Here is a 21060-nt window from a genome sequence, read left to right on the forward strand (position 1 = left end):
GCCACGGGCGGCGCCGGCCGCCCGCGCCCCTAGATTCCGCCGATGCGCACGTGCAGCACCGTGGCCCGTCCTTCGTCGACGGCGCGCAGGCAGCGGGCGATCGCGTCCGGCACGTCGTCGGGGTCCTCCACCGTCTCGCCATGGCCGCCGAAAGCCTGGGCGACCAGTTCGAAGCGGCGCGTCTCGCCATGCAGCCGCGCGTGGAACTCGTCCGTGTCGGCCGCCGAGCCATCCGGGTGCACGCGCAGCACGGCCTCTTTCACCGCCTGCCATCCGCCGTTGTCTAGCACGACGGTCAGGATGGGCAGCCGGTAGCGCTGCGCCACGTCATAGACCGAGGTGGGCGTGCCGAAATGGAAGCCGCCGTCGCCGACCACTTGCACCACGCGCGCATCCGGCCGCGCCAGCTTGACGCCCAGCGCCATGCCGCCGCTGTAGCCCAGGCCGCCTCCGGCCGTGCCCAGCAGCGTCAGCGGCCGGGTCCGGCGAATGTGGCCCAGCACCGCGGGCGCGTTGCGGATGGCCTCGTTGATGACCACGTCGTCCTGGGACAGGGCCGCGCTCAACTGCGCGCACAGGAAGGCCGGCGAGATCGCGCCGCGGGCGCCGCGCTTGCCCGCGGTCTGAGACAGCGCGTCGGCGCGGGCCTTGGCCTGCGCCCGATAGCCGTCCAGGCGCACGCGCACCCGCTCGTGGAAGTCCTTGCCGGCACGGGCCCGGACGATGTCGATGACCTGGCGCAGCACCGTGGCGCAATCGGCCTGCACGCGCATGTCGGTCGCGAATCCCCACATGGGGAAGTCCTTCTTGATCGGATCGACATCGACATGCAGCCAGCGCATGTCGGGCCGCTCGGCCACGTACTTGGGCAGCCAGGGCACGTCCACGTCCAGCAGCAGGCCCAGGTCGGCGTCGGCCTGCGCCGCGCCGGGGTCGAAGCCGCCGAAGCAGGGCGAATCGCGCGAGATGCCCAGGTAGCTGGGCGCGAACTCGAAGACGCGGATGCCGCACAGCAGCGCCAGTTCCTCCAGCGCCTGGACGGCCTCGGCCTTGCGGCCGAGATAGGCGGTAACGGCCATGGGGCGCTCGGCCCGCATCAGGGCCTCGGCGATCTGCGCGGCCCGCGCCTCGTCGATGCCGCCGGCGGCGACGGGACCGTAGCGGTCCTGGCCAAAGGCCTTCACCTGGTCTTCGGCCCATTCCTGGGTCAGGGCCTCGCGCGGCAGGGTCAGGTAGACCGGACCCGGTGGATCGCTCTGCATGACCGAGTGGCCGCGCCGCACCACTTCACGCGCATTGATGCCGGTCGAGAGCGAGTATTCCCATTTGACGTAGGGACGCACCAGGCTCGCCATGTCGAAAGGGTCCTGCACGAAATGCACGTAGTTGTCGCGCGAGCCGGGCAGCTCGCCGCGCACGGTGCCCGGCGCCCGCCCCGCCATCAGCATGACGGGCAGGCGCGAGCGGAACATGTTGTGCATGCCCATGGCCGCGTTCGCCGTGCCGGCGTCCACGTGGACCATCACCGCCTGCCCCTTCCCGGTCATGGCCGCGTAGCCGGCGGCCATGTGGATCGCGACATTCTCGTGCGGACAGAGCATGAAGCGGGGGTGCTTGCGTCCCTGCTCGCGCCAGCGCGCGAGTTCCTCGATGACGGAAGCGTGGTCGGTGCCCAGGTTGGAAAACACGTACTCGATGCCGAGATCGGTGAGTCCCTGGAGCAAATAGTGGGCGCTGCTGTACATGGGGTCTCCTGTGCGGTTGGCCCATGTTAGGAATCGGAGTGAAATCCGTAAAATGAAATGAACTGATGTCTGACATGCACCATAGGTATATCCAAGCCATGGCCAAGCGTCTTTCCCACCAGGTGGACCTGAACCTGCTCGAGCTCTTCCTGGCGGTATACGGCAGCCGCAACCTGACCACCGCCGGCAGGGAACTCGGGCTGAGCCAGCCCGCGATGAGCCGCGCCCTCGCCCGCCTGCGCGATGCCTATGGCGATCCGCTGTTCGTGCGGCAGCCGCACGGCCTGCTGCCCACGCCCCTGGCCGACGACCTGAACACATCCCTGCACCAGGCCCTGGACATCGTGAGGGGGACGCTGCAGACGCCGGCCTTCGTGCCCGCCACCGAACGGCGCGTATTCACGCTGGCGATGTCGGACGTCAGCGAGCAGGTCTTTCTGCCCGGACTGGCCCGGCGGGTGGCGGAGCTGGCGCCCGGCGTGCACCTGCGCACGAGCCAGTTGCAGGGCAAGGCACTGCGCGAGGCCATGGCGGACGGCAACGTGGACCTGGCCGTCGGCCACTTGCGCCTGGATCCGGAGGGACTGCAGATCGGCCGGCTCTTCTCGGCGCGCTACGCCTGCATCGCCCGCAACGACCACCCCGCCATATTCGGCCGGATGACCATGGAGAACTTCCGTCAGCTCGGCCACGTGATATCGGAAGGTTCAATGACGGGTCATGCGCACGTGCTGGAGGGCATTCTCGCCTCGCCCGGCGTGGGCGCTTCCGTCGCGCTGCGCGTGGGCCACTTTCTCTCGATCGGCCGCATCGTCGCCCAGACCGACTACATCGCCACCATTCCCCGCACCCTGGCCGCGACGTTCGAGGCCGCATGGGGCGTCAGGATGTATGACCCGCCGCTGCGCCTGCCCGCCTACGACGTATCCCAGTTCTGGCACGAGCGCTACGCGCGCGAACCCGGGCGGGTCTGGATGCGGACGGTGATCCACGAACTGTTCGGCCGGGCCCCCTGACCGCGCGGGCGGGAGCCGGAGGCGCCGCGCCGCGGGTCGGCTCGACAGCACCCCGGCCAATTGCTATGTTCGCGAAAAGGGGCGCCGTCCCGGCTCCCCGCCGCTACCCGGCTTTCCCTCGTCCATGAACACACACGAAACGGATGCCCCGACGGCAGCCCCCGGCAGGCCCGACGGCGGCTACGGCTGGGTCGTCGTCGCCGCGGGCGCGCTGATCACCTGCGTGGCCGCGGGTGCCATGTTCTCGCTGGCGGTCTACCTGCAGCCCATCTCCACCGATACCGGCTGGTCGCGCGCAGGCATCTCGGCGGCCATGACGCTGGACTTCCTGGTGATGGGCGCCGCGGCGTTCGGCTGGGGCGCGCTGAGCGACCGTTACGGCACGCGCCCCGTGATCCTGGCCGCCTCGCTGTTGCTGGGCCTGGGGCTGCTGCTGGCCAGCCGCGCCACTTCGCTGCTGGCCTTCCAGCTCGGCTATGGCGTGCTGGTGGGTGTGGCGGGCGGCGCGTTCTTCGCCCCGCTGATGGCGGTGACGACCCTCTGGTTCGAGCGCCATCGCGCCCTGGCCGTCTCCCTGGTCTCCGCGGGCATGGGCGTTGCGCCCATGACCGTGTCGCCGCTGGCCAGCTGGCTCATCCTGGAGCATGGCTGGCGCACGGCGATGACGACGACAGGCATCGCCGCCCTGCTGCTCCTGATCCCGGCGGCCCTGTTCGTCCGGCAGCCACCTGCCGGAATGGCCGGCCAAGCCCGGCCCGAGGCGGAGGATCCCGGCCTGTCGGTCCGCCAGGCCCTGAGATCGGCGCCCTTCGCCGCGCTGGCGCTGACCTTCTTCCTGTGCTGCGCGGCCCATTCCGGCCCGATCTTCCACGTGGTCAGCTTCGCCACGTTCTGCGGCATCGCGCCCATGGCCGCCGTCACCATCTACAGCGTCGAAGGACTGGCCGGGCTGGGAGGACGGTTGCTGCTGGGAACCCTGGCCGACCGGCTCGGCACCAAGCGGGTGCTGATCGCGGGCCTGCTGCTGCAGGCGCTGGTGATAGCCGTCTATTCGCAGGCCCGCGCGATCGGCGAATTCTATGGCCTGTCCATACTGCTGGGAGCCGCCTATGGCGGCGTGATGCCGCTGTACGCGGCGCTGGCGCGGGACTACTTCGGGCCGCGCATCATGGGCAGCGTGCTGGGCGCCGCGGTCATGGCCTCCAGCCTGGGCATGGCCTTCGGACCGCTGGCCGGAGGCTGGATCTTCGACCACTTCAACGGCTATGCCTGGCTGTACCTGGGCTCGGCCGCGGTCGGCATGGGCGCGGTCGCGATGGCCTTCGCCTTCCCGCCGTCGCCGACGCGGGCGCCGCCGCATCCGGCCTGAGGATCAGGCGGGGTACATCGGCTTGTTGTCGTTCAGGTTCAGCCAGCCCTTCACGATGCGGTAGATGTACCAGATGAAGGCCACGAACCACACGACCCAGCCGATGAAGGCCCACACCGTCAGCGCCCCCACGATGGCCCACAGCACGGAGAACCAGAACGTGCGGATCTGCCAGCGGAAGTGGCTGTCCAGCCAGGTGCCGGCCATGTCGCCTTTCTTGACGTAGTTGATGATGATCGCGACGATGCTGCTCAGCCCGATCAGGATGGCCAGCGCATACAGCGCATAGACGACGGTGGTGAGGTTCTTGGCGGATTGAAGCTTGGCGGAGTCGACCGTGACGTCGTTCATGATGCACCTCTTGTTGTTGTCGGTAGCGGGCATCGGGAAGCGCATGGTCGGGCGGCCGCGCCGCCTGCTGCGGTCACGGCCTGGCGGCACGCCGGCGCACCAGGCGCCATCCCATCAACCCCGCGAAGACCACAGTGTAGAGAAACACCGCCGAAAAATCATTCTTGCCGGCCTTCTGCCACCAATAGTGCAACAGCACGAGCACGCCGATCAGGTAGACCAGCCGGTGCAGCGACTGCCAGCGCGAGCCCAGGCGCCGCATCCAGCCGCGCGTGGACGTGGCCGCGAGCAGGCATAGCCCCGCGAAACCGGCGAAGCCCATCGTGATGAACGGACGCCTGGCCACGTCGCGTGCGATGGACATGAGATCGAACCACTGGTCCCACCAGATGTAGGTGGTGAAATGCAGGCAGGCGTAGAAGAAAGCGAACAGCCCGCACATGCGGCGCACCCGCAGCAAGGCCGGCTGGCGGAGCAGGACGCGCAGGGGACTGACCGCCAGCGTGACCAGCAGCGCCACCAGGGTCCAGGTGCCCGAGGAACGGGTCAGGAACTCCACGGGATTGGCCGTCAGCGCATCCGTCGCCCCCAGCCAGATCCAACGCGCCAGCGGCAGCAGCGCGACGATGAACAGCAGGACCTTGAAGCGCCCCACCGCCAGTCCGAACACGCGCGGCTCGGGCGGCGCGGCCCGGGCGGCGGTCCGATGCGATGCGACGGGCGCATCCGCCATCTCAGTAATCGCGCGCCAGGTCCATGCCGGCGTAAAGGCTGGCGACCTGGTCGCCGTAGCCGTTGAACATCAGCGTCTTGCGCTTGGGCGAAAACAGGCCGTCCTCGCCGATGCGCCGCTCGGACGCCTGGCTCCAGCGCGGATGGGGCACGTTGGGGTTGACGTTCGCGTAGAAGCCGTATTCCTGCGGCGCGGCCTTGACCCAGCTGGTGGCGGGCTGCTTTTCCACGAAACGTATCTTCACCAGCGACTTGCCCGACTTGAAACCGTATTTCCACGGCACCACCACGCGCACGGGCGCGCCGTTCTGGTTGGGCAGGGTTTCACCGTAGACGCCGAAGGTGAGCAGGGTCAGCGGCTGCATGGCCTCGTCCATGCGCAGCCCTTCGACATAGGGCCAGTCGAGCACGCGCGTCCGCAGGCCGGGCATGGTATCGGGCTGCACGGCGGTGACGAATTCGACGAAACGGGCGTTGCCGGTGGGCTCGACCCGGCGGATGAGCGCGGCAAGGGAATACCCGGTCCAGGGGATCACCATGGACCAGCCCTCGACGCAGCGCAGCCGGTAGATCCGCTCTTCCAGCGGCGCCAGCTTGCGCAGGTCGTCCAGGGACAATACCTGCGGTTTCTTGACCTCGCCCTCGATCGCGACCGTCCAGGGCGACGTGCGGAAACGCCCCGCGTGGTCCGAGGGATCTCCCTTGTCGGTGCCGAACTCGTAGAAATTGTTGTAGGTGGTGACGTCCTTCTGCGAGGTCGGCTTGTCCATCACCACGAAGGCGCCATTACGCTGCGCCGCCAGCTTCACGCCCGTCGTCTGCGCGAACGCCTGGCGGCCGCTCCACCCCGCCAGCCCCATCGCCGACGCGGCCAGCCCCGCCTGCAGCATCAACCGCCGCCGGTCCCGATAGACCGCCTCGGGCGTGATCTCGGAAGGCAAAATATCGGAAGGCCTGCGTATCAGCATGACGGTCTCCAGTCCGTATAAAGCCCACCCCGTACCCGCTTACGCGGGCCCCCTCAAGGGAGCGACGCGGGTGGACCGGCAAAGCCGGATCCACCGCATCCTGGGTCTAGGACCGCTATCTTGGGGTGTGGTTCCGTTGCTATCGCTGGCTGCCAGCGGTAGCAACCGTGAGCCAATGTCAGAGCTCTCCATAGGAGTGCAGGCCGGACAGGAACATGTTCACGCCCAGGAACGCGAAACCCGTCACCAGCAGGCCCACCAGGGCCCAGTAGGCGGCGGCGTTGCCGCGCAGGCCCTTGATCAGCCGCATGTGCAGCCAGGCCGCGTAGTTGAGCCAGACGATCAGCGCCCAGGTTTCCTTCGGGTCCCACTGCCAGTAGGCGCCCCAGGCGTCGGCCGCCCACAGCGCGCCCAGCACCGTGGCCACGGTGAAGAACGCGAAGCCCACGGCGATGGCCTTGTACATGATGTCGTCCAGCACCTCGAGCGCGGGCAGGCGCTCGGCAAGCTGGCGACGGCCCAGCAGGATGCCGCCGACGATCAGCGCGGCCACGCCGGCGTAGGTCATCCAGTAGGCCGGCATGCCGCTCTGGCGGAAGATCATGGGTTCGACCGCCAGCAGCACGCCCAGGACGAACAGCGGCGCCAGCTTCACCCACGAGGAGGTCTTGCCGTGCGCCTTGACGAGGTAGGCGAAGGCGACCATGGCCGCCAGCGAGAACGTGCCGTAGCCGATGAAGTTGGCGGGCACGTGCAATTTCATCCACCAGCTTTGCAGGGCCGGCACCAGCGGCTGGATCTGCTGCGCGCCGCGGTCGAAGGTGTACCAGATCAGGAAGGCGACCGCAGAGGCGATGACCAGCAGCACGAAGCCACCCAGGCTGCGCGTGTCGTACTTGCGCTCGTAGTACAGGTAGAACAGCGCGGTGATGAGCGAAAAGAGGATGAAGACCTCGTACAGGTTGCTGACGGGGATGTAGCCGATGTCCGGGCTGAGCAGGTAGCTTTCATGCCAGCGCACCAGGAGGCCGGTCAGGCCGGCGAACACCGCGCTCCAGGTCAGCGCCGTCCCCAGCCAGGCCGCGGTGCCGCTGCGGGCGACCAGGCCTATCCAGTAACACGCGGTGGCGATGATGAACAGCGCGCACATCCACAGGATGGCGGACTGCGAGGACAGCAGGTACTTGAGGAGGAAGGCCTGGTCGGCCCGCGCGAGGTCGCCTTGGTAGAGCGTGACGGCCAGGCCGCCGCTGATGGCCACCGCGATCATCAGCGCACGCAACGGCCGCCACAGCCACGCCAGCCAGGCCAGCACCACGACCGCGCCACCCAGGATGGCCTTGTCGTAGTAGTTCATGATCCCGCCGACCCGCTGGAACGCGAAGGCGGCGCCAGCCGCCAGCAGCACGGCGAAGGCGATGTCGGTCCAGTCTACCCGGCGCGGGCCATCCATGCCCCGCCGGGGAGCCCGGCCGGCGCCCGGGCGGGCGGATGAGGTCAGTTCCATTTAGCTACCCTTTCTGCTGCGGCGACAAGGCGGCGATATCCGCCTTGAGCCGTTCGAATTCCTGGTTGAAATCCAGCGTGCGCCGCTGGGAAGTCATGGCCATCAAGGTCTGCGCGCCCTGCCCGTCCTGTCCGGGCTTGACCCACAGCCAGACGCGGCGCTCGCGGATGTAGAACATCGAGAACACGCCCAGGATCAATAGCACGCAACCCAGGTATACCGCATTTTTACCGGGGGTCCGGCTCAATTGGAACACGCTGGCCTGGACGTGATGGAAATCCTTCAGGCCGAGGATGACCGGCGCCGGATACAGGAACAGGTCCGACATCGCGCCCACCGCCGCCTGCGTCCACGCCACCGCCGCGGCCGCCTCGGGGCCGCTGGTGGGCAGCGCGGGCAGCCCGGCGCGCTCACGCTCGACCGCGCGCAGCTCGGCCATCGCCCCGCCCAGCAGCTTGACCACGACGTCGGCCGCGCGCTGCTGCTCGCCCGACGACACATTGGTTTCCAGGAAACGGGCGATGGATTGCAGGCCACCGTCGGCGAAAGTATCCAGGGCCCGCTCGGCCGATGCCTGCAACTGCGCGGTCAGTTCGCCGTCGGCGGCGCCGCCCGAGGCGAGCCGGTTGGCGTGGGCGAACCTGCGCGCGGCCAGCGCACGGGCCTGCGGATCCTGCAGGATGGCGCGCAGCCCCATGAATTCCTTCAGGGAATTGTCGGCGTCGGCCGGCATGCGCACGTAGCGGAAATCCTCGTCGGGATTGGTGCGCACCCCGGACAGGAAGACCTTCACGCCGTCGACGTCGACCGGCAGCATGTAGTTGTGGAACTCGTGCGCCTGGCCGCTGGCGTCGCGCAGCTTGTACTGCACGCTGGGACCGACGTTGCGGAAGTCCTCGTTCTGGCCCACGCGGGCGGCGCTGCCGGACACCGCGGCCACGTGCTCGCGCAGCGCCTTGGGTTCGGCCGCGCCCACGCGGCCATTGGCGAAGTTCTCGACGTTGATGGGACGGAAGCCGCTGAACTCGACGGTCAGGTCCTTCAGCGCGTCGCTGGCCGGAGCGCCGTCGGCCACCAGTTGCGCCGTGCCGCCGACCTTGCCCGACACCGGGAAGGTATAGGGCTGGTCGCCGCGCAAGGCGTAGCCCGTCAGTTCCAGGGAACTGCCGCCGTCGTCGAAGCTGGACTGGTAGACCGTCACGCCCTTGTAGCGCAGCGGTTCATTGACCTTGATGGTGGCGGGGAAGTGTTCGCCGGTCTCGTTGTCGGTGACTTCGACCTCGCTCGCGAACAGGCGCGGCATGCCGGTGGAATAGTATTCGACGATGAACTTCTTCAGCTCCAGCGTGAACGGCAGGGGCTGCACCAGCGCACCGTCGTCCACCATGACGATGCCGTTGCGCGCCTTGCCGCCCTCGGGCACCAGCACGCTGCTGCGGAAGCTGGGATTGCCCAGGCCCAGGCGCCCGGAAGCGGGCACGTCGGCGATGGCCATGTTCTCGAACAGGGGCTTCTTGCCGGCCAGCCAGATCTGCAGCCGTATCGGCAGTTCGCTGTCGAGCAGGCCGCCTATGCAGACGATGACGATGGCCGTGTGCGCGAAGATGTAACCCAGCCGATTGCCGCTGCCCCGCTTGGCCGCCAGCAGCGTGGCCGGGCCTTCGGCCCGGGTGCGCACGGCATAACCTTGGCGCTTGAGCAATTCGGCCAGCGAGCCGGCCACCCGCGACGGCGCCTCGGGCGACGCGAACTCGGCGCGATGGTGGAAGGACCGCAGGCTGTTCTCGCGCACATGCTCGCGGAACGAGCGCATGTCGCGGACCATCTTGGGCGCGGTGCGGATGATGCACAGGCTGGTGGAGACCACCAGGAATCCCATGATGAGCAGGAACCACCACGCGTTGTAGACGTGATAGAGCGAGAAGGTGTCGAACACCTCGAACCAGAACTGGCCGAACTGGTTGACATAGTTGTTCGACGGCTGGTTCTGCACCAGCACCGTCCCGACGATGCTGGCCAGGCAGATGAAGACCAGCAGGCTGACGGCGAACCGCATCGAGGCCAGCAGTTCGAGCAGGTCGGCGCCAAGGCCGCGCGAGGCTGGGCGGGAAGCGGAGGAAGTAGCGATGGTCATGATGGGTGCTGCGGACCTCGGTTCGGACAGGTCGGTTGCCGCTGGAATCCTGCCAGGTATGCATCCTGCCAAGAATGCAAAAGGGGCGGAAGATCCGCCCCTTCAATGACCGCGATCGACAGCAGTGGTTCCTGGCGCGGATCAGCGCAGGCCGGCGATGTAGTCGGCCACGGCCTTGATTTCGGCGTCGGTCATCTTGTTGGCGATCTGCGCCATGGGCACGTTATTGTGCCGCGCGCCGCTGCGGAAGGCCACCAGCTGGGCCTCGGTATATTCGCCGAACTGGCCACCCACGCGCGGATATTGCGAGGGGATGCCGGCGCCGTTGGGGCTGTGGCAGGAGGCGCAGGCCGGGACGCCCTTGCTGGCGATGCCGGCGCGGAAGATGCGCTGGCCCAGCTCGACGGTGTCCTTGCTCTTGGCCACGGCGGGCTTGAGGGTCTGGGCACCCAGGTAGGCCGAGATGTTGCGCATGTCCTCGTCGGTCAGGCCGGCGACGTTGGCGTTCATGACGGCATTGACGCGCTCGGGCGTCTTGGCGCCTTCCTTGACCTTGAAGTTGACGAGCTGCTTGTAGATGTAGTCGGGATGCTGGCCGGCCAGCTTGGGGTTGGCGGCGCCGGCGCTGTTGCCGCCGGGACCATGGCAGCTGGCACAGGAAATGATGTTGCGGGCCGCGTCGCCGTTGGTGAACAACTGCTCGCCCTTGGCCGCATCGACCTTGGGACGGGGCTGGGCATCGGCGGCCACGGAAGGCAGGGCCACCGCCGCACCCAGGATTGCACCGCTCGCGACAAGCATCAGGGACAGCACACGCTTCATGAAAACCTCGACCTAAATTCCACAATCAGGCTACGGATACGCGACTCACGGATGCCCTGCTCCTGCTGCTCCCGCCGGCTTGCGGCAAGGATTCTCCTGCAGGTGTCTCCGCGGGGCCCACCTACCCCGTTATCGATTCGACCCGGCTCGCGCCGGAGGTGATCGTTCTTCTACTGCGAGTTTTGTTCTACTGCAAACCCGGTCCGCCCCCGCTTGCGCGGGGAGCGCATAGGCAAGCCCGACCGCGCTTTCCTATGTTAAGTAACCGCTTATTATAGCAACTACAACGTAGCCCATAGAAAACTATTCGGGAAGGACCACCATGGCTGTCTACCAGCTCGGCGCCGACGCGCCCCACATTCCGGACTCGGCGTACGTGGCCGAGCAGGCCACCGTCATCGGCAAGGCCAGGCTGGGCGAGAACGCCAGCGTCTGGCCGGGCGCGGTGATCCGGGCGGACAACGACGACATCATCCTGGGCGACTCCAGCAACGTCCAGGAAGGCGCGGTGCTGCACACCGACCCCGGGCTCAAGCTCACCATCGGCGACTACGTGACCGTCGGGCACCAGGCCATGCTGCACGGCTGTACCATCGGCGACGGTTCGCTGATCGGCATCCAGGCCGTGGTGCTGAACCGCGCGGTCATCGGCAAGAACTGCCTGGTGGGCGCGGGCGCCATCGTGACCGAGGGCAAGGAGTTCCCCGACCGATCGCTGATCCTGGGGGCACCCGCCAAGGTCGTGCGCCAGCTGACCGACGAGGACATCGCCCGCATCCGGGCCGGCGTGGAAAGCTACGTGAAGCGGCAGCAGTTGTTCAAGAAGGAATTGAAGCGGGTCGGCTGACGGGCGGCCGCGCCGCGGGGCCGGTCGTACAATAGCGGGTTATTGCTTAACTTCGCCGGCCGGCGACGCCCAGTGTCCATTCTCCATCGCGCCCATTTCACGACGTCCGCCGCCCGGCTCGACCAGTTGCCCCCGCCCGGGGCGCCGGAAGTCTGCTTCGTCGGCCGCTCCAACGCCGGCAAGTCGTCGGCGATCAACGTGCTGACCCAGCAAAGGCGCCTGGCCTTCTCCAGCAAGACGCCGGGCCGCACCCGGCTGATCAACATGTTCGGCCTGCCCGATCCGCTCGAACCCGAGCGCGACCTGGGGTTCCTGGTCGACCTGCCCGGCTACGGCTATGCCTCGGTGGCCCGGGAAGACCGCTCGCAGTGGGCCCAGGTGCTGGGCGGCTACCTGCGCAACCGGACCTCGCTGGCCGGCGTCGTGCTGCTGGTGGACATCCGCCGCGGCGTGACCGACCTGGACCGCAACCTGATCGACTGGATCGCCCCGTCCGGCAAGCCGGTACTGGCCTTGCTGACCAAGGCCGACAAGTTTCCCTACGGCCAGCGCATCAAGGCCCAGTTCGCGGTGAAGAAGGAACTGGCCGCCATCGGCGCGCTGCACACCGTGCCGTTTTCCTCGACCCATCGCATCGGCCTGGACGAAGCGACGGCCCATATCGAGGGCTGGCTGATGCCGCAGGTCGCGGCATGACGCCCGCGACGGAGCGATGGTATCTTGCGATGGCATGGGGCCCGTCCCCCGCCGCGCAGCATTGACAGGACGACAACCGCAATGAGCCAACACGAAGTATTCGCCGACTTTCCCGCCGGTCGCCCCCGCCGCCTGAGGCGCGACGACTTCACCCGCCGCCTGGTGCGCGAGAGCCGGCTGTCGGCCGACGACCTGATCTATCCCGTATTCGTGGCCGAGGGCAAGGGGCTGCGCCAGCCGGTGCCGTCGCTGCCCGGCGTCGAGCGCTACAGCCTGGACACCCTGCTGCCGGTGGCCGAGGAATGCGTCGAGCTCGGCATCCCGGTCCTTGCGCTGTTCCCCGTGATCGCGCCGGAGCTGAAGACGCCTGACGGCATCGCCGCGACGCGCCCCGACGGCCTGATCCCGCGCGTGGTGGCGGAGCTCAAGAAACGCCTGCCCGAGCTGGGCATCCTGACCGACGTCGCGCTCGACCCCTACACCAGCCACGGGCAGGACGGCCTGATCGACGAATCCGGCTACGTGCTGAACGAACCCACGGTCGAGATACTGGTCAGGCAGGCCCTGGCGCAGGCCGAGGCCGGCGTGGACATCGTCGCGCCCAGCGACATGATGGACGGGCGCATCGGCGCCATCCGCCAGGCCCTGGAAGGCAACGGCCACATCCATACCCGCATCATGGCCTACTCGGCCAAGTACGCCAGCGCGTTCTACGGCCCCTTCCGCGATGCCGTCGGCTCGGCCTCGAACCTGGGCAAGTCGAACAAGGCGGCCTACCAGATGGATCCGGGCAACATCGACGAGGCCCTGCGCGAAGTCGCGCTGGACCTGCGCGAGGGCGCGGACATGGTCATGGTCAAGCCCGGCATGCCCTACCTGGACGTGCTGAGGCGGGTCAAGGACACCTTCCGCGTCCCCACTTTCGCCTATCAGGTCAGCGGCGAGTACGCGATGCTCAAGGCGGCCAGCGCCAATGGCTGGCTGGACGAGGACAAGGTCGTCATGGAAGCGCTGCTGGCGTTCAAGCGCGCCGGGGCCGACGGCATCCTGACCTATTTCGCCCTCGACGCGGCCCGCAAGCTGAAAGGCTGAAGCCATGGACGTCCTCTGGATCTCGGAACACGGAGGGCCCCGTCCACACAACGCGGCGCAATTGGCCGCCAGCAAGGGCTACCTGTGGATAGACGCGGGCGCCGAAGACCTGGCGGCCGACCCCGACGCCTGGCGCGACGAGATCGCGCGACTGACCGGCGTGCAATTGCACGACCTGCACCTGCAGGACGCCGCCAACCCGGTCCACCCTTCGTACTTCGACAACACCACCACCTACGAGATGGTGGTGTTCCGCCGCATCGTGACCGACGCGCCGGAGGCCGAGCCGCGCCCCGCGGCCAACGGCAAGATGGGGATCCCGCTGCTGGCGAGCCTGCGCACGCAGCCGGTGTCGTTCTTCGTGCTCGGGCAGGCGCTGATCACCGTGCGCCACGGCTACAGCGCCACCTGCCAGGAAATGAAGCGCCGCCTGGCCGAGCAGCGCGGCGAGGCCCCGCCCGAAGGGCGGCGCGACCGCACGCCCAGCAGCATCGGCCCGCTGGGCCGCGTTCCGTCCGGCCCCGCCGAACTGATGCTGCGGCTGCTGAACGGCATGGTCGACAAGTATCTCGCGCTGCGCCAGCCCCTGACCCTGCAGCTCGATCGCTGGCAGCGCGAACTGCTCAACCCCAACGGCCGTTTCCGCAACTGGCTGGCGCTGCTCGATGCCCGCATCGTGCTGCGGCGGCTGGAGAACATCTGCGAGGAACAGTACGACGCGCTGTCCGAGCTGCGCGACGCGGCCATGGACCGCAGCGAGGATGCCTGGGGCTCCGGCGCCTTCGACCAGCGGCGCGATGCACTGCTGGTACGCATCAATGACGTCATGGAACACGTGAACCGCGTGCTCGGCCACGCGCGGCGCATGGAGTCGTCGGTGGAAACCGCGGTGCAACTGCACTTCTCCGCCACGGCCCACCGCACCAACGAGATCATGCGCATCCTGACCGTCGTCACGGTCATCTTCATGCCGCTCACACTCATCACCGGCATCTTCGGGATGAACGTGGACCACGTGCCCTTCGTGCACGAGCGGGGCTCGTTCTGGTGGATCATGGCCGGCATGGTGCTGCTGGCGCTGCTGCTGTGGAGCTGGTTCTCGGCCCGCCGCTTCCTGGAAATGCGGCCCTACCGGGTGGCGGAGGCCCTGGCGCGCAAGGCCGGGCTGAGGGCCGGCAGGGAAGACGCGGACACGGCGGACAGGCTTTGACCCATGGCGACACGCGCCTCGCTCCCGGACCGTTCGCGCTTGATCGCCGCGCGCCTTTACGAAGGCATCGCGGCGCCGGAGCAATGGCAGGCGGGACTGGGCCTGCTGGCCGCTGAAGTGGGCGGCCAGGCCTTCCACCAGGTGACCGTGAACCTGCGTGACGGCAGCGTGCCGGACAGCGTGATCTGCGATGCCGCGCCGCTGCACAAGTTCGCCGAATACGCCGAGCACTACGTGCGGGACGACGAACGGCTGACACTCTTCGCGCACCTGCGGGAAGGCAGCTTCATTCTCGACCACGAACACCTGGATCGCCGGCAGATGTCGCGTTCCGCGGTCTACGCCGATTTCCTGCGCAGCGTGGACCTGCGCCATACCCTGTGCGTCCTGCAACGCGACGACGGCCAGACGCGCGACTACCTGGGCATCATGCGTCCGGTGGACCACCGCCCCTATGGCGAACGCGAGCGCGCCCTGCTGGAACTGGTCATGCCCGACATGGTTCGCGCGGCGGAACTGCGGGCGCGCATGAGGCAATTGCAGCGCGAAGCCCTGCTGGGCCGGGCCGCGCTGGACGGATTGCCGCGTGGCGTGGCAATCGTCGACATCCGTGGCCAGGTCGAATACGCCAATGCGCGCGCCGAAAGGTACCTGCGCGTTTCGCCCTGGGCGAGCGCGAAAGGCGGCATGCTGGCCATGCGGGACGCCCCCACTCAGCGGCGACTGCAGGCGGCGCTGAAGCAGGCCTGCTCGGCCGGCAGGAAAGCCGACCTCTTTCCGGCCGGCGGGTCCCCGGCACCGGCCTGGATCACGGTCCTGCCGCTGGATGCCACGCACCTGCTGGCCGGGCTGCGCGATACGCCGCTGGCCATGCTGATTTTCTCCGTGCCTGCCGACAGCCTGCCGCTGGACGCCCGGCTCATCATCCAGGCCCTGGACATCACGCCCGCGGAGGCACGCCTGGCCCACGCCCTGGCCACCGGCCAGACTCTCAAGGAATTCGCCGCCGCGCACGCCGTCTCGCCGGAAACCGTGCGCAGCCACCTGAAAAATCTTTTCAGGAAGACCGGCTGTCGGCGGCAGGTCGAGCTGGTGCAGTTGATCCGGACGCTGGCCTGAGCGTCAGCGCGCGGCCGTCGCCAGCACGTCGTCCAGCACGCGCGAGAAACGCTCGGCCCCCTGGAAACCGATCACCCGCTGGGGCAGCGGCGCGCCGCCCGGCGCGAAGAACACGATGCCCGGGGGCCCGAACAGCCGGAAGCGCTTGAGCAGTTCGCGATCGTCGGCATTGTTGGCGGTCACGTCCGCCTGCACGAGGCGCATGCCGGCCAGCCGCTGCGCGACGTCGGGGCGGGGAAAGGTCAGCGCCTCCATTTCCTTGCACGAGACGCACCAGTCGGCATAGAAATCCAGCATCACGGGACGGTCGGACGCGGCCAGCAGCGCGTCCAGCTCGGCCACCGAGCGTACGCGCTCGAATGACGCCGCAGCCCCGGGCCGCGACGAGGCTCCTCCTGGCGGGCTCCAGAGTCCCTCCCCGCCCCGGGCCGGAGCGGGCCCCTGCACGGGCGGCGCCAGGACCGGACCCTCGCCGCCCGAGGCGGCGAGATGCCCCAGCGGCTGCAAGGGATCCCGGCCGCCGCTGGCCACGCCCACCGCCTGCAGGACGCCGACCAGCGCGAACAGGATGCCCAGGCCCTTGAGCACGCGGCGGCCCGTTCCGGCATCGGCGGGCAGGGCGTCGAACGCATGCAGCAGCGCAGCCGCCAGGATGGCCAGTACCGCCCAGCCCGCCATCTGGATCCAACCCGGCAGCACGGGCCAGAGCATCCACCACGCCACGGCCAGCAGCAGCATGCCGAAGAAACGTTTCACGCCCTCCATCCATCTTCCCGCCTTGGGCAGGAGCGCGCCCGCCGACGCGCCGGCGGCCAGCAGCGGCACGCCCATGCCCCAGGCCAGGGCGAACAACGCGACCCCGCCCAGCAGCACGTCGCCCGTCTGCGAGACGTACAGCAGCGCGCCCGCCAGCGGCGCGGCCACGCACGGCCCGACGATCAGCGCGGACACGGCGCCCATGGCCAGCGCCCCGGTGGCGCGGCCGCCGGGCAGGCGCGAGACCCGGTCCGACAGGGAAGACTGCCAGCTGGACGGCAATTGCAGCGTGAACACGTCGAACATGGCCAGGGCCAGCACGGCCAGCAGCGCGGCGAACACCCCCAGCACCCAGGGCGTCTGCAAGGTGGCCGCCAGGCTGACGCCGCTCAGTGCCGCCAGCAGCCCGACCCCGGTGTAGACCACCGACATGCCCAGCACGTAGGCCGCAGCCAGTCCCAGCCCGCGCAGGCGGGGCCGGGACTGGCCGGCGGCGTCGCCGACCACGATGGCCGACAGGATGGGCACCATGGGCAGCACGCAGGGCGTGAACGACAACAGGATGCCCAGGCCCAGGAAGATCAGCGCCGTGCGGACCAGGCCGCTGCCGGCCAGCATGTCGGCCAGGCCCACGTCGTCCGTGCCGGCGAAGGCCGACCACCGCAGGCCGGCCCCCGCCCCGCCCTCGACTTGCGGCAGGCCGCCCGGCGCCGAAGCGGCGGCGATGCGCAGCTTGTGTTCGGCCGGCGGATAGCACAGGCCGGCGTCGGCGCAGCCCTGGCTGGTCACGGCCAGCGCGAACGCCGTGCCGGTGGGAATCGTCAGGCGGGCCGACACCTTGTCGCGGTAGGTCTCGACCTCCTTGTCGAAGGTCTGGTCGAACTTGACCTGTCCCGGCGGCAACTGGGGATCGCCCAGCGCCACATCCGGCGGATCGGCGACGAAGCGGAACTGCTCGCGGTACATGTAGTAGCCCGGCGCGATCGCCCAGGACAGTTCGATGGCGTCGGGCGCCACGGCGCGCGCGGAAAAGCGGAAGGCCTGCTCCGGCGGCAGGAAGTCCTCCGCCGCCGCGGATCGCGGCATGAACGCGGCGCAGGCCCACACGAGGCACGCCAGGAACCAATGGACGCGCGGGCCGGCGGCCCGCAAACGGAACATGGACATCAGTTTTTCGTTTCCTGCCGGACCCAATCCAGATAGGCCGGCAAACCGTCGGTCACGGGCACGGCGATGATCTCGGGCACCTCGTAGGGATGCAGCCGGGCGATCGTCTCCTGCACGGCCCTCTGGCGGGCCGCCGTGGTCTTGATGAACAGTGGAATCTCGTCGGCGGACTCCACCTCCCCCTTCCATCGATAGATGGACAACACCGGCGCACCGACGTTCACGCAGGCGGCCACCCCGTCTTCGACGAGGCGACGGGCGATGGCCCCGGCGGTATCGGCATCGGGAGCATTGCAGAATACCAGCACCACTTGGCGGGCGGCCTCGGTTGGCGACGACATGGCGATCTCCAGGATATCAGCGCAACAGGCGGCGGCGCATCAGCGCGGTGGCCAGCCAGATGGCGACCGCCGCCGTCAGCGCCAGCTGCAGCACGGGCAACCACGGCTGGTCCGGCATCCGCCCCAGCACCAGCGGCCTCACCAGTTCGATGGCCGGGGCCAGGGGCAACAGCCGTGCCGCCTGCACCAGCGCCTCGGGCAACTGCGACACGGGAAAGAACACGCCGGACAGGAACACCATCGGCGTCACGCCCAGCGTGAAGTAGTACATGAAGAAATCGAAGCCCTTGGCCAGGGCCGACATGACCAGCGCCAGCGCGGCGAAGGTCACGCCCAGCAGGACCAGCGCCGGCGGGATCCACAGCAGCGTGGCGGCGCGCGAGATGTCCAGCGCCACCACCACCAGCAGGATCGCCAGCCCGCTCTTCATGCTCTTGGCCGCGGCCCACAGGATCTCGGCGAACACCACGTCGTCCAGCGACAGCGGCGTGTTCAACATCGCATCCCACGTACGCTGGATGTGCAGCCGCGAAAAGGCGCTGTAGGTGGCCTCGAAGGTGGCCGCGTACAGCGCCCCCATGCAGATCGAGCCGGCAGCCAGGAAAGTCACGTAGGGCACGCCGTCTATGCCCGGCAGCAGGCTGCCCAGGCCGTAGCCCAGCGCCAGCAACGCCACCATCGGATCCATGACATCGCCCAGCACGGTCGTCAACGCCGTCTTGCGCCAGACCAGGAAATTGCGCCGCAGCACCGGCACGCATCCCCGCCCCGGCCGAGGCAAGCCCCAAACTCCCGATCGCGAAGTATCCACCGCCCATTCACTCATCTCAGCCCCCAATCATCCCGACCCTCGATCCAGGGCACAGCGGATCCGGCCGCCGGGCCGCCCCGAGGCGGGTCCCCGCCCCCTCGGAGGACTGCCGCGTAGCGGCTGGGGGCTCACCATGCCGGGCGCGCGAAGCGCGTAGGGGGGTCATTCTCTCAAATCACGGCCGGCCATCCGCAGGAACAGGTCTTCCAGGTTGGCCGACCGGTGCAGATAGCGTATCCGGCCTCCCTCGCGCAGCAGGCCCAGCACCGGTTCCGGCTCGGCCGTATAGCAATAGACCGTTTCGCCGCTGACCTCGACCCGGCCCGGCAAGGCGGCGCGGTGGCGCTCCAGCCAGTCCAGGGCGCCCTCTCCGAACACTTCCACCACCTCCGGTTCGACGTGGCGCGCGATCAGGTCCTGGGGCGCGCCCTCGGCTATCATCCGCCCCCGCTCGAGCAGGCCCAGCCGGTCGCACAGGCGCTCGGCCTCGTCCATGAAATGCGTGGTCAGCAGGATGGTCTTGCCCTGCGCCAGCAGCGTCTTCAGGCGCTCCCAGATCAGATGGCGCGCCTGCGGGTCCAGCCCGGTGGTGGGCTCGTCCATCACGATCAGGTCGGGATCGTTCACCAGCGCCCGCGCCAGCGTCAGGCGCCGCTTCATGCCGCCCGACAGTTCGTTGATGCGCGCCCTGCGCTTGGCCGCCAGCGACGCGAACTCCAGCAGGCCGGGAATGCGGCGGCGGATCTCGGCGTCGGCCAGGCCGAAATAGCGGCCGAATACGAGCAGGTTTTCCTCGACGGTGAAATCAGGATCGAGATTGTCGATCTGCGGCACCACGCCTATGCGCGCCCGGGCCTGGCGCGCCTGCGCCGGCACCGGGTAGTCCAGCAGCCGGATGGTGCCGCCATCCACCGGCGTCAGGCCCAGGATGGATCGCAGCGTGGTGGTCTTGCCCGCGCCGTTGGGGCCCAGCAGTCCATAGCATTCGCCGCGCGCGATCTGGAAGGACAGCGCGTCCACGATGACGCGGCCGCCATAGCGCTTGTCCAGCCGCTCGACCCGCAGCGCGGGTCCGGAGGTAGCCAGGGGCCTGGCCCCCGCGTGCAGCGAATTGGTGGTCATGCGATGAATAGTACCCCGGGGCCGGCGCGCACCCGCTGCGACACCCCCGCGCAGGGTTTTCCTTATGTGGTCGGATGGTTGGAAGTGATTGCCAACTTCGCAGTTTACGTAACATGATGTAACGATTAACCGAGTACATGACCATCATGGGTATGCCCCCGTCCCAGGAAACCTACGACGCCCTCGTCGGACTCTGCTATGAAAGCGTGCTGGACAACGCGCGCTGGCCGGCGCTGCTGGACGCGCTGGCCGCCGCCAGCGGCAGGCAGTTCGGCGCCGTCGCGATCAGCCTGCCCGGCGAAAGCGCCGCCACCGTCACGCTGGCCGCCCGGTGCGATCCCGCCGCCATCCAGGCCTACAACGCCCACTACGGCGCCATCGACCCCATGCGCGAACTGATCGCCGCGACCGATGACGGCCGGTGGAATCACGACCGGCGCGAACTGTCGGCCGAAACCTTCGAGCACCATCCGTACTACCAGGACTTCCAGCAGGCCCAAGGGATGGACAATCGCGCGTCGATTCGGCTGAACGGCCAGGGCACCTGTGTCTACGTCGCCCTCCTGACCGCCATCGGCGTGCGGCCCGACGCCTGCCACGACGATCTGCTGGCGCGCATCGCGCCGCACCTGCAGCGAGCCGGCACGCTTTACGACACGCTCGCCGGATTGCGCGACGGCCTGGCGTTGCGCGACCAGGTGCTGGACAGCCTGCCCACCCCGCTGTGGCTGCTCGATGAAGGCCGGCACGTGGCCTACCGCAATGCAGCGGCCGAACGGCATGCGGCGCTGCCCGATGGCGCCCTGTGCGAATACAACGGCCAGATCCGCCCCCGTCACGCCACCGCCAGCCGGCTCGAAACGGCCATCCTGCAGGCCACGGGGCACGCGGGATCGCGTCGTGCCGCGCGTATCGCGCCGCCCACCGCCGGCGGCCCCGACATCCTGGTTACGCCGCTGTCCGAGGACCACCCCGACAACCCGCTGCAACGCCCGCTCGTCGCGGTCAGCGTGGTCGATCCGGAACAGCAGAACCTGCGGATAAACGACCTGTTCCAGTTCAGCCGGGCCGAGGCGCGCCTGGCCAGCAAACTGCAGGAAGGCCTCAGCCTGGCCGAGTATGCCGAGCGCCAGGGCATCGCGCTCAGCACCGCTCGCACGCAGTTGCGCGCGCTCTTCACGAAAACGGGCACGCACCGGCAGGGCGAGCTCGTCAGCCTGCTGCTGAGGATGGCACGGCACTGACCGCTTCCCGG

The 21060-nt window shown here is 68.7% G+C and carries 19 protein-coding genes; 8 read left to right on the plus strand and 11 right to left on the minus strand.

What is annotated here, in order from left to right:
* Nucleotides 1–29: 29 nt before the first annotated feature.
* A complete protein-coding gene (locus CDO46_RS09260) occupies nt 30–1745 on the minus strand; it encodes a thiamine pyrophosphate-requiring protein (RefSeq protein ID WP_087838264.1) in 1716 nt (571 codons plus the stop codon).
* A gap of 98 nt (nt 1746–1843) precedes the next feature.
* Between CDO46_RS09260 and CDO46_RS09265 the strand changes: the two genes are divergently transcribed.
* Both CDO46_RS09265 and CDO46_RS09270 read left to right on the plus strand, forming a co-directional pair.
* Entirely contained in the window at nt 1844–2761 is a 918-nt protein-coding gene (locus CDO46_RS09265; protein WP_165963031.1) for a LysR family transcriptional regulator, read from the plus strand.
* A gap of 124 nt (nt 2762–2885) precedes the next feature.
* A complete protein-coding gene (locus CDO46_RS09270; RefSeq protein WP_087838266.1) occupies nt 2886–4130 on the plus strand; it encodes an MFS transporter in 1245 nt (414 codons plus the stop codon).
* A 3-nt stretch (nt 4131–4133) separates the two neighbouring features.
* Here the strand turns inward: CDO46_RS09270 and CDO46_RS09275 are convergent, their stop codons facing one another.
* The 6 genes from CDO46_RS09275 to CDO46_RS09300 all read right to left on the minus strand — a co-directional run bounded on the left by CDO46_RS09275 (nt 4134) and on the right by CDO46_RS09300 (nt 10644).
* Nucleotides 4134–4481, minus strand: coding sequence for a hypothetical protein (locus tag CDO46_RS09275; protein WP_087838485.1), 348 nt, complete (start codon nt 4479–4481; stop codon nt 4134–4136).
* Between the two features lie 73 nt (nt 4482–4554).
* Nucleotides 4555–5214: a sulfite oxidase heme-binding subunit YedZ gene (locus tag CDO46_RS09280; RefSeq protein WP_087838267.1), complete on the minus strand. Its 660-nt coding sequence runs from the start codon at nt 5212–5214 to the stop codon at nt 4555–4557.
* A gap of 1 nt (nt 5215) precedes the next feature.
* Nucleotides 5216–6181, minus strand: coding sequence for a protein-methionine-sulfoxide reductase catalytic subunit MsrP (msrP, locus tag CDO46_RS09285; protein ID WP_087838268.1), 966 nt, complete (start codon nt 6179–6181; stop codon nt 5216–5218).
* A gap of 178 nt (nt 6182–6359) precedes the next feature.
* Nucleotides 6360–7634, minus strand: coding sequence for a c-type cytochrome biogenesis protein CcsB (gene ccsB, locus CDO46_RS09290; protein ID WP_243724395.1), 1275 nt, complete (start codon nt 7632–7634; stop codon nt 6360–6362).
* Nucleotides 7635–7692: 58 nt separating this feature from the next.
* Complete coding sequence (locus tag CDO46_RS09295; RefSeq protein WP_176400708.1) at nt 7693–9825, minus strand: cytochrome c biogenesis protein ResB; 2133 nt, start codon at nt 9823–9825, stop codon at nt 7693–7695.
* A 138-nt stretch (nt 9826–9963) separates the two neighbouring features.
* On the minus strand, nt 9964–10644 hold the full coding sequence (locus CDO46_RS09300) for a cytochrome c (protein ID WP_087838270.1): 681 nt from the start codon (nt 10642–10644) through the stop codon (nt 9964–9966).
* Between the two features lie 322 nt (nt 10645–10966).
* Between CDO46_RS09300 and CDO46_RS09305 the strand changes: the two genes are divergently transcribed.
* The 5 genes from CDO46_RS09305 (at nt 10967) to CDO46_RS09325 (ending at nt 15608) form a co-directional block, all read left to right on the plus strand.
* Nucleotides 10967–11491, plus strand: coding sequence for a gamma carbonic anhydrase family protein (locus tag CDO46_RS09305; RefSeq protein ID WP_087838271.1), 525 nt, complete (start codon nt 10967–10969; stop codon nt 11489–11491).
* Nucleotides 11492–11563: 72 nt separating this feature from the next.
* Nucleotides 11564–12187 carry a ribosome biogenesis GTP-binding protein YihA/YsxC gene (yihA, locus tag CDO46_RS09310; RefSeq protein ID WP_087838272.1) on the plus strand — a complete coding sequence of 208 codons (624 nt, stop codon included), beginning with the start codon at nt 11564–11566 and terminating at the stop codon, nt 12185–12187.
* Between the two features lie 81 nt (nt 12188–12268).
* On the plus strand, nt 12269–13279 hold the full coding sequence (gene hemB / locus CDO46_RS09315) for a porphobilinogen synthase (RefSeq protein ID WP_087838273.1): 1011 nt from the start codon (nt 12269–12271) through the stop codon (nt 13277–13279).
* 4 nt (nt 13280–13283) lie between these two features.
* On the plus strand, nt 13284–14489 hold the full coding sequence (locus tag CDO46_RS09320; protein WP_087838274.1) for a magnesium transporter CorA family protein: 1206 nt from the start codon (nt 13284–13286) through the stop codon (nt 14487–14489).
* Nucleotides 14490–14492: 3 nt separating this feature from the next.
* Nucleotides 14493–15608, plus strand: coding sequence for a helix-turn-helix transcriptional regulator (locus CDO46_RS09325; protein WP_087838275.1), 1116 nt, complete (start codon nt 14493–14495; stop codon nt 15606–15608).
* 3 nt (nt 15609–15611) lie between these two features.
* Here CDO46_RS09325 and dsbD read toward each other — a convergent pair whose 3' ends face one another.
* The 4 genes from dsbD to CDO46_RS09345 form a co-directional block, all read right to left on the minus strand.
* Nucleotides 15612–17531, minus strand: a complete 1920-nt coding sequence (gene dsbD, locus CDO46_RS09330) for a protein-disulfide reductase DsbD (protein ID WP_087838276.1) — start codon at nt 17529–17531, stop codon at nt 15612–15614.
* A complete protein-coding gene (gene cutA, locus CDO46_RS09335) occupies nt 17531–17872 on the minus strand; it encodes a divalent-cation tolerance protein CutA (protein WP_087838277.1) in 342 nt (113 codons plus the stop codon). The genes dsbD and cutA overlap by 1 nt, the downstream gene beginning before the upstream one ends.
* 16 nt (nt 17873–17888) lie before the next feature.
* Nucleotides 17889–18653: an ABC transporter permease gene (locus CDO46_RS09340; RefSeq protein ID WP_243724390.1), complete on the minus strand. Its 765-nt coding sequence runs from the start codon at nt 18651–18653 to the stop codon at nt 17889–17891.
* 192 nt (nt 18654–18845) lie between these two features.
* A complete protein-coding gene (locus CDO46_RS09345; RefSeq protein ID WP_087838279.1) occupies nt 18846–19805 on the minus strand; it encodes an ATP-binding cassette domain-containing protein in 960 nt (319 codons plus the stop codon).
* Between the two features lie 137 nt (nt 19806–19942).
* Between CDO46_RS09345 and CDO46_RS09350 the strand changes: the two genes are divergently transcribed.
* Nucleotides 19943–21049 (plus strand): helix-turn-helix transcriptional regulator, encoded by a 1107-nt coding sequence (locus tag CDO46_RS09350; RefSeq protein ID WP_087838280.1) that lies wholly within the window; start codon nt 19943–19945, stop codon nt 21047–21049.
* Nucleotides 21050–21060 lie beyond the last annotated feature (11 nt).

Source organism: Pigmentiphaga sp. NML030171 (assembly GCF_002188635.1).
In the GTDB taxonomy this organism is placed as follows: domain Bacteria; phylum Pseudomonadota; class Gammaproteobacteria; order Burkholderiales; family Burkholderiaceae_B; genus Pigmentiphaga; species Pigmentiphaga daeguensis.